Annotated in this window: 19 protein-coding genes and 1 other annotated feature (1 of these 20 cut by a window edge); all 19 genes read right to left on the bottom strand. The window is 49.1% G+C overall.

Annotated features, from left to right (window positions below; all coding sequences use genetic code 11):
* Positions 1-47, bottom strand: a sequence feature (ribosomal protein L10 leader region); it reaches 106 nt to the left of the window's first position.
* Between the two features lie 44 nt (positions 48-91).
* The 19 genes from rplA to CRN96_RS09260 all read right to left on the bottom strand — a co-directional run bounded on the left by rplA (position 92) and on the right by CRN96_RS09260 (position 16182).
* Complete coding sequence (gene rplA / locus CRN96_RS09170; RefSeq protein WP_097041403.1) at positions 92-790, bottom strand: 50S ribosomal protein L1; 699 nt, start codon at positions 788-790, stop codon at positions 92-94.
* Positions 791-868: 78 nt separating this feature from the next.
* Positions 869-1294, bottom strand: a complete 426-nt coding sequence (gene rplK, locus CRN96_RS09175; protein WP_097041404.1) for a 50S ribosomal protein L11 — start codon at positions 1292-1294, stop codon at positions 869-871.
* Positions 1295-1440: 146 nt separating this feature from the next.
* On the bottom strand, positions 1441-1980 hold the full coding sequence (gene nusG / locus CRN96_RS09180; RefSeq protein ID WP_097041406.1) for a transcription termination/antitermination protein NusG: 540 nt from the start codon (positions 1978-1980) through the stop codon (positions 1441-1443).
* Between the two features lie 17 nt (positions 1981-1997).
* Positions 1998-2174, bottom strand: coding sequence for a preprotein translocase subunit SecE (gene secE / locus CRN96_RS09185; RefSeq protein WP_097041408.1), 177 nt, complete (start codon positions 2172-2174; stop codon positions 1998-2000).
* 20 nt (positions 2175-2194) lie between these two features.
* Positions 2195-2338 (bottom strand): 50S ribosomal protein L33, encoded by a 144-nt coding sequence (rpmG, locus tag CRN96_RS09190; RefSeq protein ID WP_097041411.1) that lies wholly within the window; start codon positions 2336-2338, stop codon positions 2195-2197.
* A gap of 71 nt (positions 2339-2409) precedes the next feature.
* Positions 2410-3003, bottom strand: a complete 594-nt coding sequence (locus CRN96_RS09195) for an RNA polymerase sigma factor (protein WP_097041413.1) — start codon at positions 3001-3003, stop codon at positions 2410-2412.
* Positions 3004-3060: 57 nt separating this feature from the next.
* A complete protein-coding gene (locus CRN96_RS09200; protein WP_097041416.1) occupies positions 3061-3585 on the bottom strand; it encodes an NYN domain-containing protein in 525 nt (174 codons plus the stop codon).
* A 4-nt stretch (positions 3586-3589) separates the two neighbouring features.
* Positions 3590-4330 carry a 23S rRNA (guanosine(2251)-2'-O)-methyltransferase RlmB gene (gene rlmB / locus CRN96_RS09205; RefSeq protein ID WP_097041418.1) on the bottom strand — a complete coding sequence of 247 codons (741 nt, stop codon included), beginning with the start codon at positions 4328-4330 and terminating at the stop codon, positions 3590-3592.
* Positions 4323-4760, bottom strand: coding sequence for a Mini-ribonuclease 3 (locus CRN96_RS09210; protein WP_245844603.1), 438 nt, complete (start codon positions 4758-4760; stop codon positions 4323-4325). The genes rlmB and CRN96_RS09210 overlap by 8 nt, the downstream gene beginning before the upstream one ends.
* Positions 4720-6114, bottom strand: a complete 1395-nt coding sequence (cysS, locus tag CRN96_RS09215) for a cysteine--tRNA ligase (protein ID WP_097041421.1) — start codon at positions 6112-6114, stop codon at positions 4720-4722. The genes CRN96_RS09210 and cysS overlap by 41 nt, the downstream gene beginning before the upstream one ends.
* On the bottom strand, positions 6098-6754 hold the full coding sequence (gene cysE, locus CRN96_RS09220) for a serine O-acetyltransferase (RefSeq protein WP_097041423.1): 657 nt from the start codon (positions 6752-6754) through the stop codon (positions 6098-6100). Before cysE ends, cysS begins: the two co-directional genes overlap by 17 nt.
* A 257-nt stretch (positions 6755-7011) precedes the next feature.
* Positions 7012-8463, bottom strand: a complete 1452-nt coding sequence (gene gltX, locus CRN96_RS09225) for a glutamate--tRNA ligase (protein WP_097041424.1) — start codon at positions 8461-8463, stop codon at positions 7012-7014.
* Positions 8463-8948, bottom strand: coding sequence for a 2-C-methyl-D-erythritol 2,4-cyclodiphosphate synthase (ispF, locus tag CRN96_RS09230; RefSeq protein ID WP_097041426.1), 486 nt, complete (start codon positions 8946-8948; stop codon positions 8463-8465). Before ispF ends, gltX begins: the two co-directional genes overlap by 1 nt.
* On the bottom strand, positions 8945-9628 hold the full coding sequence (gene ispD, locus CRN96_RS09235; protein ID WP_097041428.1) for a 2-C-methyl-D-erythritol 4-phosphate cytidylyltransferase: 684 nt from the start codon (positions 9626-9628) through the stop codon (positions 8945-8947). Before ispD ends, ispF begins: the two co-directional genes overlap by 4 nt.
* Before the next feature lies 1 nt (position 9629).
* Complete coding sequence (locus CRN96_RS09240) at positions 9630-10679, bottom strand: PIN/TRAM domain-containing protein (protein ID WP_097041430.1); 1050 nt, start codon at positions 10677-10679, stop codon at positions 9630-9632.
* A gap of 35 nt (positions 10680-10714) precedes the next feature.
* Positions 10715-12088, bottom strand: a complete 1374-nt coding sequence (gene radA, locus CRN96_RS09245; protein WP_097041432.1) for a DNA repair protein RadA — start codon at positions 12086-12088, stop codon at positions 10715-10717.
* Between the two features lie 121 nt (positions 12089-12209).
* Positions 12210-14657: an ATP-dependent Clp protease ATP-binding subunit gene (locus CRN96_RS09250; protein WP_097041434.1), complete on the bottom strand. Its 2448-nt coding sequence runs from the start codon at positions 14655-14657 to the stop codon at positions 12210-12212.
* Entirely contained in the window at positions 14658-15680 is a 1023-nt protein-coding gene (locus CRN96_RS09255) for a protein arginine kinase (RefSeq protein WP_245844605.1), read from the bottom strand.
* Complete coding sequence (locus tag CRN96_RS09260) at positions 15667-16182, bottom strand: UvrB/UvrC motif-containing protein (RefSeq protein ID WP_097041438.1); 516 nt, start codon at positions 16180-16182, stop codon at positions 15667-15669. Before CRN96_RS09260 ends, CRN96_RS09255 begins: the two co-directional genes overlap by 14 nt.
* Between the last annotated feature and the right edge of the window lie 3 nt (positions 16183-16185).

A 16185-nucleotide genomic window follows, 5' to 3' on the forward strand; every position in this document is an offset into this window, starting at 1 on the left:
CGATGATCCGCCACTCCTGCTGTCTCAGGTAATATTTTAATACAAGTGCAACTGTACAACATGCAGCTGCACTTGTCAATATTATTTTAAATTAGACGATTCTCGCTTCATTATTGTCCACTCTGATGCCAGGGCCCATCGTGGATGAAACTGCTACAGTCTTGAAATAAGTGCCTTTGGCAGATGCAGGTTTTGCTTTTGCCAGGGCATCATGGAGTGTGTTGAAGTTTTCAACCAGCTTATCTGTATCGAATGATACTTTACCGATTGCAGCATGGACGATACCGGATTTCTCGGCACGATATTCCACTTTACCTGCTTTGATTTCTTCAACAGCTTTTTTGACATCCATTGTCACTGTGCCTGTCTTAGGGTTCGGCATCAAACCTTTCGGTCCGAGTACACGGCCGAGTTTACCGACTTCACCCATCATGTCAGGTGTCGCAACGATTACATCAAAGTCGAACCAGCCGCCGTTGATCTTTTCAACGAACTCCTGGTCTCCTGCGTAATCTGCGCCTGCTTCTTCAGCTTCTTTGAGCTTTTCACCTTTTGCGAATACTAATACACGTTGTGACTTTCCAGTACCGTGCGGCAATACGATTGCACCGCGGATCTGCTGGTCGTTTTTACGTGTATCAATACCCAGGCGGAAAGCGACTTCAACAGAAGCATCAAAATTTACAGTACTTGTTTCCTGAGCCAGTTTGACTGCTTCTTCGATTGAGTACGAAGAATCGGCATCGAATTTTTCAAGTGCTGCCTGATACTTTTTACTTCTTTTAGCCATTAATAATTCCTCCTTGTGGTTTTAGCGGGTAATCCTCCCACGTTTGTATTAATACATTTCTATACAGTCTCGTTTAATTTACTTTTGAACTTCGAAGCCCATGCTTCTGGCTGTACCTTCGACCATGCGGATTGCCGCTTCTACGTCAGCCGCATTCAGGTCTTCCATTTTCGTTTCAGCAATTTCACGCACTTGCGCTTCTGATACTTTCGCCACTTTGTTCTTGTTCGGTTCACCAGAACCTTTGTCCACGCTTGCAGCTTGTTTCAAAAGCACTGCAGCCGGCGGAGTTTTTGTGATGAAAGTGAATGAGCGGTCTTCAAATACAGAGATTTCAACCGGAATGATGAGTCCAGCCTGCTCCTGTGTACGTGCGTTGAATTCTTTACAGAACCCCATGATGTTGATGCCTGCCTGACCCAGTGCCGGACCTACCGGTGGAGCCGGGTTCGCCTTACCTGCAGGAATCTGCAATTTCACAACGTTGATAACTTTTTTAGCCACGATGTGCACCTCCTCGTTTATCGTGATGTGGTCATAGGATATTATAAATTTTATCCTCCCACCCGCATCTTTAAAAAATAAAGATGGCCGGAAAATTCCGACCATGATATTTTACCATTATTCTGTTCATATTACAAGATGCGTTCTTATAATTTTTCAATCTGGTCGAATTCGACTTCAACCGGTGTTTCCCGGCCGAACATTTCGACGAGTACCGTCAACTTATAACGTTCCTCATCAATGGACTTTATCTCACCGGACTGATTCTTGAACGGTCCGTCTATAATATTGACGACTTCTCCGACTTCAACTTCGAAATCTATGGTCTTCTCAGCCATGCCCATGGATTTCAGGATGAACTTCACTTCCTCGGGCAGTAATGGATTCGGTTTGCTTCCTGCACCTTGTGAGCCTACAAACCCCGTCACACCCGGTGTATTCCTCACTATATACCAGGACTCGTCTGTCATTATCAGTTCTACAAGCACATACCCGGGAAAGGTCTTCTTCATCGCGGTTTTACGCTTGCCGTCTTTGACCGTGGTCTCTTCCTCTTCCGGAATCACCACTCGGAAAATCTGATCCTGCATGTTCATCGATTCCAGACGGGCAAGCAAGTTCGCTTTTACTTTATTTTCATATCCCGAATAAGTATGTACGGCATACCAATTTTTTTCACCAGACATCCAATCGCTCCTTTAAATTACAAAAAATCTATCACTGCAGTAATACCTAAATCCAAAACATAGAAAAAAGCCAGAAAAAATATAACCGTCAATGTAACAATTACCGTAAATCTCGCAGTTTCCTGTCCGGTCGGCCAGCTGACCTTCTTCATTTCGCTAACGACGTTTTGAAAGAAATTCTTATTGTTAGACATCTTTAACATATCCTCCTACTTCAGATGGAACTTTTATGAGTCGTATGCCGATTACATTTTTTACAAAACTTTTTCAATGTCAGACGTTCTTTATGTTCAGACATGATTTGATAATTCCTTGATCCACATACAGTGCACGCCAATGCTATTTTCATATGATACATCCCATTTCAATTCTTATACACTATACCGATTTTAAAAAATAATGTCAATCACTGTTAAATCCGGCAGCCGGTCATCTTCCGCGTTTCCTTCTGACTCTGTGCAGCCCGTTTACGATCGCCCTTTCACTCACGCAGAGCTTTTCGCTGATCTCTTTGATTTCATAACCGTAATCACAGTAGTAGACGATCTTCCTTTCGAGCGGGGAGCACACTTTCCGGTTGTGCAGTATGTTCATCCTGTTTTCCTCGTCCAGGATGATGTCGAGGGGGTCATCCCGCCTCCTGTTCCTGTAATCCCCCGCTTCAAAAGTGATATCCTCTGCAGATTTCAGCATTTCACCCGACTGATGGTCGATCTCCCTGTAGAAGAGCTTCATCAATTCATAAGTGATCACTTTGGATGCATAATGGCGGTAATTCCCCGCCACCGGATCATACTTGTGGCACAGTCTCAGCGCAAGCTCCATCATCTCCTGCAATGCATCTTCACGATCATGCACAGTGAAAGGGTATTTCAAAGTCTTCCTGAATACGGCGGGCCTGAAATTTTCATCTATCCAGTCGAATGCAACAGTGTCACCCTTGCTGACCCTGTATGCACAGCGGTTCATTTCATCATCCAGTGTTTCTTTGATGCAGAAGCGGTATTGAGCAATCAGATACATAAGCCGTCCCCCCTTTTACATATAAATATATGGGGAGGCGGGTCATTCCTCAAGGTGCTATTTCAGGCCCCTTCTCCATTTTTCGAGTTCTGAAAGAATATCGGGACTGATATCGAGTTTCTGCCTGGGCAGTTTTTCATTTATTGCATCAATTTCTTTACTGATGTTTTTTTCCGAATCCTCAAGCAGCACCCACATCTCCCTGGAAGATATCCTGTAGGCGCCGAGTGCAAATATTGCATTCTGTTCAGTCAGGTCGCTTGTGACCACACTGATCTCACAAAGAAAAGGATGATATGTGTCATGCACGAAACGTTCAATGTACTCATCTGCAGTTTCCTTTTCTTTTGTAAAGATCACGGTGATGCCGTGTTTCTCCATTATCGTTTCCATGCTCTTCACTTCGTATGCATCAAACACGATGATGATTTCATAGTTCGAGACCATCTGGTATTCGGCAAGCACCGTCACGACTTCCTCCCTTGCAATCTCAAGGGAGGCTTTCGATTCAGCATGCAGTTCTTTATTGGCACCGATGAGGTTGTAGCCGTCGACCAGCAGAATTCTGCGTTTTTTCCTCATAGCATCACGTCCCGGGAGGGTTTTGCTTCCTGTACACTTCGTACATCAAAAGTGCAGCCGACACCGAGGCGTTCAAGCTTGTAATTTCACCATTCATCGGAATCTTGACGATGAAGTCACACTTTTCAAGAGTCTTTTTGCTGATGCCCTGGCCTTCGCTGCCGATCACAAGGGCCGTGCTCATATCCATGTCCAGTTCACGGTAATCCGTCTTGCCGCTGCCATCGCTGCCGACGATCCAGAAACCCTTCTCCTTCAGCCTGTCGAGCGTCTGGTTGATGTTGGTGACACGGACGACCGGGATATATTCGATGGCCCCCGTAGATGTCCTCGCAACCGTTTCGGTCAGCTGGACGGAACGCCTTTTCGGGATGATGACCCCGTCGAAGCCCGCACCGTCGCATGTCCTTAAAATGGATCCGAGATTATGGGGGTCTTCAAGCCCGTCGAGGATGATGACGTTCGCCGTCTCCTTTTCCGAGATGCGTTCCATGAATGTTTCGAGTTCCATGTACTCATGTGCACTGATCATCGCGATGATGCCCTGGTGCTTCTCTTCAGTCAACCCGTCCATCTTGCTTTTCGGGACATGCTGGACGATCACTTTCCGGTCCCTCGCCAGATCCAGCAATTCCTTCACCTGGTTTTTATTGATCGTATCCTGGACGAATATTTTATTGATGTCGCTTTTGGAACGCAATGCTTCCCTCACCGCATTCTTTCCTGCAACCACCGATTCAGTCATAGTGAACCCTCCCTTCCTTTATTATCTCCTGCATGAGTATGTCAATCCTGTCCTTATTGCCCGTGAGGTCCAGATAACCGATCAGCGCCTCGAGACCCGAGGCGTTCCGGTATTCTTTGATGCTTGCATTTTTGGCACGTGTGGCACTGGATTTATTGCGTGCCCGCTTCGCTATATCCCACTCCTCATCGGTGAGGAGCGATTCTTTCCTCAAGTGGAGCAGGGCGCGCGACTGGGCCCCCGCACTCACCCATAAATTCGCTTCCCTGTGGAGCTCTTCGGGCTTCATGCGCGGCCTCTCCTTTAAAAGGCGGGTGCGTATATGCACGGCATAGATCGCATCCCCGAGAAAAGCGAGGGACAGGCTCGGCACGTCTTCCACTTTAAAGTCATCCACGCCTGAACCGTACCCCTTCTTTTGTATCTTCAAGCACGATGCCCTGCACCTTCAATTCATCCCGGATTTCATCCGCCCGTGCGAAGTCTTTATTCTTCCTCGCTTCATTGCGTTCCTCGATCATTGCCTCAATCTCTTCATCCAGCAGGACTTCCTCTTCCTCAAGGATGATGCCGAGCACTTCACCGTACTGCTCGAACACTTTGATGAACTCGGAAAGCACTTCCCGGTTCGTTGTGTTATACCGGAGATATTTGTTGAGCTCGGTCGTCAGGTCATGCCATGTGCTGATGGCATTCGCCGTATTGAAGTCGTCATCCATCCGGGATTCGAACATCTCCGCATTCTTCCGGATGATCTCCATCACTTTTTCATCCGCTTCCGTGCCGATTGCGCTGTCCAGACGCTCCTTCGCCTGGGCATAGCTGCCCTGGATGCGCTCGAGTCCGGCTTTTGCCGCCTCCACAAGTTCACGGTTATAGTTGATCGGGTTGCGGTAATGGACACTGATCATGAAGAACCTCAGCACATTCGGATTGATTTCCTTGATGATGTCATTGACCAGTATGAAGTTGCCGAGGGATTTCGACATCTTAGTGTTGTCGATATTGATGTAGCCGTTATGCATCCAGTAGTTAGCGAATGTCGCGTCGGTCATGCATTCACTTTGTGCGATTTCATTTTCATGGTGCGGGAAAGTCAGGTCCTGTCCGCCCGCATGGATATCGATCGTGTCGCCGAGGTGCTCCCTTGCCATCACGCTGCATTCGATATGCCAGCCCGGACGGCCTTCTCCCCACGGGGACTCCCATTTGATCTCGTTGGGCTTGGCCTGCTTCCACAGCGCAAAATCCAGGGGATCTTCCTTCTTCTCTCCTGCATCGATGCGCGCACCGACTTTGAGATCGTTGATCGACTGATGACTGAGCTTTCCGTACTCATTGAAAGAGCGCGTCTTGAAATAAACATCGCCGTCCGATTCATAAGCGTGCCCTTTTTCAATGAGCACTTCAATGAACTTGATGATGTCGTCCATATGATCCATCACCCTCGGATGGGCGGTGGCGCGCCTCACATTCAACGCCCCCGTATCATTGAAAAATGCTTCGATGAAACGTTCGGCAATGTCAGGGACGGATTCCCCGAGTTCCTGTGATGCCTTGATGAGCTTATCATCCACATCCGTAAAGTTTGATACATATTCCACTTCATAGCCTTTGTATTCCAGGTATCTCCTGACCGTATCGAAGGCGATTGCGGGTCTTGCATTCCCTATGTGTATATAGTTATACACCGTGGGGCCGCAGACATACATCTTGACCTTCCCTTCTTCAAGCGGTTTGAAAGTTTCCTTCTGCCTTGTCAATGTATTATATATGCGAACCATCTTGTACCTCATTCCTTACTTCTTTTCTGAAATCTTTTATTTCGTCTTCAAGACCCAGTATCATATCGAGGATCGGGTCCGGCAAATCCGTGACGTTCATGTCACGTGCATCCTTGACTTTCTCTCCGGCCTTCTTGACGACTCTCCCGGGGATGCCGACCACGGTCGAATCCTTCGGCGTATTGATGAGTACGACGGAATTCGCACCGATTTTGGTGTTTTCACCGATACGGATATTCCCGAGCACTTTCGCCCCCGCGGAGACCAGTACATTATCATCGATGTCCGGATGACGCTTCGTTTCCTCTTTCCCTGTTCCGCCGAGTGTCACACCCTGGTAGATCGTCACGTTGTTGCCGATGCGGCATGTTTCGCCGATGACCACACCCATGCCGTGGTCTATGAAAAGGCGCCTGCCGATTTCTGCACCCGGATGTATTTCTATACCTGTCACAAAACGGCTGAGCTGTGAAATCGCCCTTGAGAATGTCGCGAACTTCCTCTTGTACAGTTTATGTGCCAGCAGATGCAGCCATACTGCATGCAGCCCCGAGTATGTCAAAGCCACTTCGAACTTGTTCTTGGCAGCCGGGTCCAGTTCAAGTACCATATTGATGTCTTCCTTCATTCGATTAAGCAAGCTGATCCTCCTCTCAATAATAAAAGCGCCGCTGCCCAAATAACTGGACAGAGGCGCTTCCGCACGGTTCCACTCTGTTTACAAAATTCAATTTGCACTTTATAGTATTCACCTGTGGCTTGCGCATTTCTGAAAATATTGTGGTTGTCTTTTCAGCCGCCAGACAATCTCTGATTTCCACAATACATCATACTTCTTTTCTCTGTTACAGATATATTAATCGATTATTCCCCTTACTGCAATCACTTAGACTCGCTTCATTTCAGCTTAGCCACACGCCCGAGCACTTTTTCCCTGCCGATCAGGGAGATCGCATCCGGCAGTTCCGGGCCCCTCGTCTGTCCCGTCACCGCCACGCGGATCGGCATGAAAAGCTGCTTGCCTTTATAACCGGTCGTTTTCTGTACATTTTTAATGGACTTTTTGATTGTAGCAGGATCAAAGTCAGATAATCCTTCAAACTCATCATACAATGCATTCATCAATTCCGGTATGTGCTCCTGGTTGATCACTTCCGTCGCTTCTGCATCAAACTCGATATCGTCTTTGAAGAACTGTTCGGACAGCGTCGTGATCTCACCGGCAAAACTCATCTGCGGCTGATAGAGTGCCACAAGTTTCTTTGCCCATTCGAGTTCCTCGCCCTGCGGATCCTTGCTGATCAGCCCCTCCTCGACCAGAAACGGCAACGCCATTTCAAAGACGGTTTCAGCATCCTTTTCTTTCATGTACTGGTTGTTGATCCATGTCAGCTTCTGTTTGTCGAAGAAGGCGGGCGCTTTTGAAAGTCTCTTTTCATCGAATAACTGGATGAATTCCTCTTTGGAGAAGATCTCCTCTTCACCTTCAGGCGTCCACCCGAGCAGTGCGATGAAGTTGAATAATGCTTCAGGCAGATAGCCGAGCTCTTTGTACTGTTCAATGAACTGGATGATCGCCCCGTCACGCTTGGACAGCTTCTTTTTACTCTCATTGACGATCAGTGTCATATGCCCGAATTCCGGTGCTTCCAGACCCAGCGCTTCATATACCATCATTTGTTTCGGCGTGTTTGAAATATGATCATCCCCGCGCAGCACGTGGGTGATGTCCATCTCATGGTCATCGATGGCGACCGCAAAGTTATACGTCGGCACTCCGTCTTTTTTGACGATGACCCAGTCTCCGAATCCGTTTGAGTCAAAAGTCACTTCGCCTTTTACAATATCATTGAATTTATAGACTTTGTCCTTCGGTACGCGTATGCGGATGGCAGGTTCCCTGCCCTCGGCGATCAGCGCCTCTTCTTCCTCTTTCGTCAGGTTGGCATGATGGCCGCCGTATCTCGGCATCTCACCGCGTGCAATCTGCTCCTCGCGTTCCTGCTGCAGTTCCTCGCTCGTCATATAGCATCGGTAGGCAAGGTCCTCATCCAGTAGTTTCTGGATGTAGGGTTCATATATATGTCCGCGTTCAGACTGGCGGTACGGTCCGTACCCCCCGTCTTTATCGATGCTCTCATCCCAGTCGATTCCGAGCCATGCCAGGTTGTTGAGTTGGGATTCCTCACCGGTCTCGATATGGCGGGATTGATCGGTATCCTCGATGCGGATGATGAAATCACCGCCGTAATGACGCGCAAACAAATAATTGAACAACGCTGAACGCGCGTTCCCTATATGCAGAAATCCGGTCGGACTCGGTGCATATCTGACTCTAACTTTATCCATTAATATTCCTCCATTTTTGTAAGCAGAACAACTGCTTCCGAAGTGATGCCTTCAGCCCTGCCGACAAATCCTAGTTTTTCTGTAGTGGTCGCTTTTATATTAACATTTGAAACCTCTGTGTTCAAAATCGATGCCACACTTTTCCTCATCTCGTCGATATGAGGCCTGAACTTCGGCGCCTGGGCCATGATGACGGCATCAACATTGCCGATTTCATACTGTTCCTCATTCATTTTCCCGACCACTTCACTGAGCAGCACTTTGGAATCCATATCTTTGAACGCGTCGTCGGTGTCCGGGAAAAACTTCCCGATGTCACCAAGTGCAAGTGCCCCGAGGATTGCATCCGCAATCGTATGGAGCAGGACGTCCGCATCCGAATGGCCCGCAAGGCCTTTATCATGCGGTATCGTCAGCCCGCCGATGATCAGCGGCCTGCCTTCGGCAAACGCATGGACGTCAAAACCATGACCGATTCTTATCATTTACTCTCACCTCTTCCGGCTATGATCGACTCCGCGATGACGAGGTCTTCCCGGGTCGTAATTTTGATGTTGTTGTAATCCGATTCCACAATATGTACTGATTCACCCAGGGTTTCGACCATGCTTGAATCATCCGTCACCGCAAGGCCCCTCCGGCGGGCATTCTCATGCGCCTTCATAATCAGCCGGTAGTCGAATGCCTGGGGCGTGTGGGTGATGAGCAGTTCTTCCCGCTTCAGCGTCTCTGCCACTGTCGGGCCGTCCACCCTTTTGATCGTATCCTTGACTTTCACGCCGCATATTACAGCTTTGTGAGTGATGACCGCCTCATAAACCTCATTCAAAAGTTTCGGGCTTGCAAACGGCCTCGCCCCGTCATGTATGAACACATGGTCACTCTCAGGGATTTCCTTCAAAACATTATAGATGCTGTCCTGCCTCTCACGGCCGCCGGCGAAGACACCTTTGACTTTAGGATAGGCCGAAAGCTTCTCCTCCATCAATGCCGCCTCGTCTTCCCTCACCGCAAGGTAAATCCCGGTGCAGTTCGCGTCTTCCTCGAAGAGCCCGACCGTCCGTTCTATAATGGATTTCCCCTTCAGTTCGATGAATACTTTGTTTTTACCATAACCCATGCGGCTGCCGAGGCCGGCCGCCGGTATAATCGCAATATAAGACATATTAGCTCTCTCTCTTTGTAAAAATAATGCGTCCCGAATTGGTCTGCAGGACACTTGTCACCTCGACACTGACGGTGCGGTTGATCAGCTCCCTGCCTTCTTCTATGACCACCATCGTCCCATCTTCGAGGTATCCGACACCCTGGCCTTCTTCCTTGCCGTGCTTCGTCACCATGATATCCAGAGTATCGCCCTGTCTGATGACCAGTTTTATCGCATCCGATAATTCATTGACATTGAGCACTTTGATGTTATGGACCTGACACACACGGTTCAGATTATAATCAGTGGTGATCAGGGCGGCATCTTCCTCCTTGGCAAGCTGCACGAGCTGTTGGTCCACATCCAGCTTTTCATAGGCGATCGGCTGGACTGTGACGTCCAGTCCGCTGTCCTGAAGCTCATTCAGCATATCAAGCCCCCTCTGCCCGCGGTCACGCTTCATGGCATCCGTGGAATCTGCAATCAGCTGGAGCTCATCCAGGACAAATTGGGGGACGATCAGTTCGCCTTCTATAAAACCGGTTTTGACGACATCTATGATCCGGCCGTCGATGATTGCACTGGTGTCCACCAGCTTCTTCTGGCCCTGCGCCATTTTCCCGGATTGCCTGCTGTTCTGTCCCGGAAAGACTTCCAGCAGTTCAGTATGCTTTTTCATACCGATCTGGAAACCGAGATAGCCGAGTATGACTGCCAGTGCAAAAGATATGACTTCGCTGATTATAGGGATATTCAAAGTATTTAATAATAATGATATTAAGACAGCAACGACAAGCCCTATAATCATGCCCAATGTCGCAAAGATGATTTCCGGCAGATTCCGGTTCAGGATCATCCCCTCGCCTTTGCCGATCAGGGATTCGACTTTTGGAACACTCCAAAGGAACAGGAATAAAAAGAGGATTCCTCCGATCAGGGCATGGACCAGCACATTGTTCAGCAGCAGAGGCAGTTCAACCGGGAGAAAAGAAACCAAATCCGGGAGCAGCCATACGCCGAGTGACACACCGATCAGAAAGTACAATATATATATCAGATATTTCAGCAATTCATTCACCGCCTTTCAAATAATTTAAAATCATATTAACCGAAGGCGTGCTTTATCGCCTCGGTCAGGTGGCTCACGCCGCGGACTTCCAATCCTTCCGGCAGCTGTATGCCTGCAAGGGATGATTTTGGCACGATGGCCCGTTTGAAACCGAGCTTTGCCGCTTCCTGCAGACGTGATTCTATTTTCGTGACCCTTCTGATTTCGCCTGTCAGTCCCACTTCCCCGATGAAGCAGTCATCCCCGCGCACTTCCATATTCTTAAAACTGGAGGCGATGCTGATGATGACACTCAAGTCCACAGCGGGTTCGTCCAGCTTCACGCCGCCGGCCACTTTGATATAGGCATCATGCTGCTGCATGAGGTAGCCGCCGCTCTTCTCAAGTACCGCCATCAATAATGACAGCCGGTTATGGTCGACTCCTGTCGCCATGCGGCGCGGATTATGGAAGTGTGTCGGTGCGACAAGTGCCTGGACTTCCACCAGCATCGCCCTCGTGCCTTCCATTGTTGCGACTATTGCAGAACCGGGTGTGTTTTTGGACCGCTCTTCAAGGAAGATTTCCGATGGGTTCAGGACTTCCTTCAACCCCGTACTTTTCATTTCAAATATGCCCATCTCATTCGTGGAGCCGAAACGGTTTTTGACCGCCCTTAAAATACGGTATGTCTGGTGTTGATCGCCTTCAAAATAAAGTACCGTGTCCACCATATGCTCGAGCATGCGCGGTCCGGCAATCTGCCCTTCCTTCGTCACGTGGCCCACTATGAAAGTCGCGATGTTCTCACCCTTCGCGATATTCATCAGGCTTTGTGTACATTCCCTCACCTGGGAGACGCTGCCCGGCGCGCTCGTGATGTCCGGATTGAAGATGGTCTGGATGGAGTCGATGATGAGGAAGTCCGGCTTTGATTTTTTGACTTCCTCATGTATATAGTAAAGGTTCGTTTCGCAGTATACGTGCAGGTTATCACTTCTCTCATCCAGCCGGTCCGCCCGGAGCTTGATCTGTTCAAGCGATTCCTCGCCTGAGACATAGAGCACTTCATGGTCTTCCGACAGTGTCAGTGCAGTCTGGAGCAGAATCGTCGATTTGCCGATTCCCGGATCCCCGCCGATCAGTATGAGCGAGCCGTCGACGATCCCGCCGCCCAGCACCCGGTCGAATTCGCCGCTTTTCGTCAATGTTCTCGGCGTTTGTGATTTTTTGACGTTGTTCAATTTTGTCGGTCGGCTGACCTTTTCATCCGGGGCCTGTTTGCCGAGCGTCCCCCGCCCTTTCGTTTCCTTATGCACAAGCTTTTCTTCCATCTGGTTCCATCCGCCGCAGCTCGGGCATTTGCCCATCCACTTGGGCGATTCATATCCGCATGCCATGCACTCGAAGACATTTTTCACTTTTGCCATATATGCTGATGACCTCCGCTTCTTTTCCTTATTATTGTATTACTATCGAGCCTGTTTTTAAAGTATGTAAAAGAAAACAGAACAGCCCAAACCATTCACACATGATTTGGGCTGACACTGCCTATTTCTCTGCCGCTTCTTTTTCTTTCATGCCCACCGTAAATTCTTCATTTTCATAATCCACAGTGACAACTTTGTTTTCGAAGTCGGCACCTGAGAGCAATGACTCACTCAAAGTATCTTCAATATTTTTCTGTATGCTTCTTGCAAGCGGTCTTGCACCGTATTCAGGGTCATAGCCATCTTCTGCAATTTGAGCTTTTGCAGCTTCAGTGACCTCAATATTGATGTTCTGGTCGCTCAGCCTTTCCTGCAGCTGTTCGATCATCAGGGAGACGATCTCTTTCAGGTGTTCTTTTTCAAGGCTGTGGAAGACGATGATATCATCGACACGGTTGATGAATTCCGGCCTGAATGTATCTTTCAGCTCTTTCATCATCGTGCTTTTGATTGTCTCATAATCATGCGTGCCTGAATCGGAAGTCGTGCCGAAACCTGCGAACTTGCGGTCCTTCAGTTCCTGGGCGCCGACGTTTGATGTCATGACGATGATCGTGTTCCTAAAATCGACCGTACGGCCGTTTGCATCCGTCAGTCTGCCGTCATCCAGCACTTGCAGCAGCATATTGAAGACATCAGGGTGTGCTTTTTCAATTTCATCGAACAGGACGAGCGAGTAAGGTTTTCTTCTGACTTTCTCGGTCAGCTGGCCGCCATCCTCATACCCGACGTAACCCGGCGGTGAACCGACGAGTCTGGATACCGAGTGTTTTTCCATGTACTCACTCATATCCACACGGATCATCGCATCATCCTCGCCGAACATCGCTTCGCTGAGTGCCCTTGCAAGCTCAGTCTTACCGACCCCGGTCGGACCGAGGAAGATGAAACTGCCAATCGGGCGTTTCGGGTTTTTAAGGCCGGCCCTTGCACGGCGCACAGCTTTGGAGATGGAAGTCACTGCTTCCTGCTGTCCAATGACTCTGTCGTGGAGGATGGATTCCAGGTTAAGGAGACGGTCCGATTCGCCCTCTGCAATCTTGGACAGCGGGATGCCTGTGATGCCGCTGATGACGATTTCTATATCGCCCTGGGTGACGGACTGTGAAGACTGACCCTGTTCCTTTTTCCATTTTTCTTCTTTTTCCTTCAGCTCTTTTTCAAGCTTGGACTGGCGGTCGCGGTAGTTTGCCGCAGCTTCGAATTCCTGGCTCTGCACCGCTGCGTTCTTCTCCTTCTTGACCGCTTCGAGCTTGCTTTCAAGATCTTTCAGATCCGGCGGTGAAGTGTAGCTGCGCAGTCTGACTTTGGATGAAGCTTCATCGATCAAATCGATCGCCTTGTCCGGCAGGAAGCGGTCCTGAATGTAGCGGTCACTCATTTTGGCTGCCGCCTCGACTGCTTCATCCGTGATGTTTATCCTGTGGTGGGCTTCATACTTGTCCCTGAGGCCCTTAAGGATCAGGATCGTGTCCTCGACATTCGGCTCATCGACCTGGACCGGCTGGAAGCGGCGTTCGAGTGCTGCATCTTTTTCAATATGCTTACGGTATTCCTCAAGAGTCGTGGCACCGATGCACTGCAGCTCGCCACGGGCAAGCGCCGGCTTCAGGATGTTGGATGCATCGATTGCACCTTCCGCCCCGCCTGCCCCGATCAGCGTATGGAGCTCATCAATGAACAGCACTACGTTCCCTGCCTTATGGATTTCTTCCATCACTTTCTTCATGCGCTCTTCAAATTCACCGCGGTATTTCGTACCGGCGACGACCGTACCCATATCGAGGGACATCACACGTTTGTCCTTCAATGTTTCCGGCACTTCATTTTTGATGATGGACTGGGCGAGACCTTCTGCAATTGCAGTTTTACCGACACCCGGTTCACCAATCAGGACAGGGTTGTTCTTGGTCCTGCGGGACAGTACCTCAATTACCCTGGTGATCTCTTTGGATCTTCCGATCACCGGGTCGAGACGGTCATCACGGGCGATTTCCGTGAGATCTCTTGCGAGTGAATCAAGCGTCGGGGTGTTGTTATCCTTCTTCTGCCCCTCTTTGTTTTGGAGTGCTTCCGGATTTCCGAGCATTTTGATGACGGAAGCACGCGCTTTTGTGATATTGAGGTCCAGGTTGGTCAGGACACGTGCCGCCACGCCTTCACTTTCGCGGATGAGGCCGAGCAGCAGGTGCTCGGTGCCCACGAAATTATGGTGGAGCTTGCGCGCTTCATCCATGGAGAGCTCTATCACTTTTTTCGCGCGCGGGGTGTAATGGATGGATCCGGTCCCGTCCTCGCCCTCATTGATGAGATTGAATACTTCGTCGCGTACATTATCTTCGCTTATGTTGAAGCTCGACAGGACTTTTGCAGCAATGCCTTCTTTCTCCTTGACCAGACCGAGTAACAAATGTTCTGTGCCTATGCTTGAATGTTTCAGGCTGATTGCTTCTTCCTGTGCATAAGCGAGCACTTTCTGGGCTCTTTCAGTTAATCTTCCAAATAACATTTATGATGTCCCTCCTATTAATTCACGTAATAGTGTTGCACGTTCTTCGTCGACTGCTCTTTCTAATGATCCATACTCTTTTTCCATGGTGTCTAAACGCATTTTGATGAAAGCCGGCTGAATCAGCTGTATCTGTTCCTGGAATCTTATGGTGTTTTCGGGGAGCAGATTCAGATCCATCCCCAGTTTAACATTACTCAAGTGATTCGCCGCTTCTTTCAGAGAAATAGTATGGGCATATTTGAGCGTGCCGTAGGAACGGTAGATTGAATCCTTCGCTTTCAGGAGATGATCATCATTCATGATGGAGCGCATCTCGCTTTCTTCTTCCATGATCCTCATCTTCAACTCATTCAGGCTGATGATGATGTCCTCTTCGGTCCGGCCGAGCGTCAGCTGATTGGACAACTGGTAGATGTGGCCGAGCGGGACGGAGCCTTCCCCGTATATTCCCCTCAGCGTAAATCCGAAGCGGTTCAGGTTGCTTGCAATCCTCTGTATCCTGCTGCCGAGTGACAAGCCGGGCAGATGCAGCATGACCGAAGCCCTGAGCCCTGTGCCCACATTGGTGGGGCAGGCGGTCAGGAAGCCGTATTTGTCATCGAATGCATAATTGATCTCCGCCTCCAGTTTATCATCAAGTTTGGATGCCCTCTCATATAATTCATCAAGTGACTCATCCGCCCCCATCACCTGGATGCGGATATGGTCTTCTTCATTGACCATGATGGAGACCGATTCATCACTGCTGATATAGCTCAGCCGTCCCCGCTTGGTGAACAGGGGACTGATCAGATGCTTTTCGACGAGTAGTGCCTTATCTTCAAACTTCATCCCATTCAGATCGACTTCTCCGAAGTCGTTCAGTACAGCTTTCAGCCTGCCTGTGACCTCATCCATCTCCCCGCCTTTCAGCATATGGGGGAAGGGGATGTCCCTCACATTCCTTGCAAGGCGGATCCTTGAAGACATCTCCACCGGCTTCTCTTCGGCTTTTATGATCCACGGACTAACCTTCACCATTGTCATCACCTGCTTCCAATGATTTTATCTGGTCCCTGACCACTGCGGCTTCCTCGAACTCCTGCTGTTCCACGAGTTCTGTGAGCTTCTCCCGGAGTTTCTCAATTTCTTTCTTCACTTTAAGGTAAGCCGAGGACTTCTCAGGGACCTTCCCGACATGTTCCGTCTGGTAGAGCTGCACTTTGGTGATGATCTCATTGCTTTTGCCGCTGAAAGTGCCGTAACAGTCCGCACAGCCGAACTTGCCGTTTTTAAGTATGGTTTCTATCGTGGAACCGCATGTATCACAGTGCCTTTTCTGCTTCATCCCCGCCGGCTGCTGTGCCGAGAGTGACTGCAGAAGCTGATGGATGTTGACCGAATCATCCGGGAAATTCGCGAACTGATTCGAAAACGACTTGTTGGCACAAGCTTCGCATAAATACCTCTCTGTTTTGTTCAAGCCACTGCCTGTCGTTATATGAACAGTCGCTTCATTTTCCTGACATGATTCACATACCATAAA

The sequence above is a fragment of the Salinicoccus kekensis genome (assembly GCF_900220995.1).
Lineage (GTDB): Bacteria > Bacillota > Bacilli > Staphylococcales > Salinicoccaceae > Lacicoccus > Lacicoccus kekensis.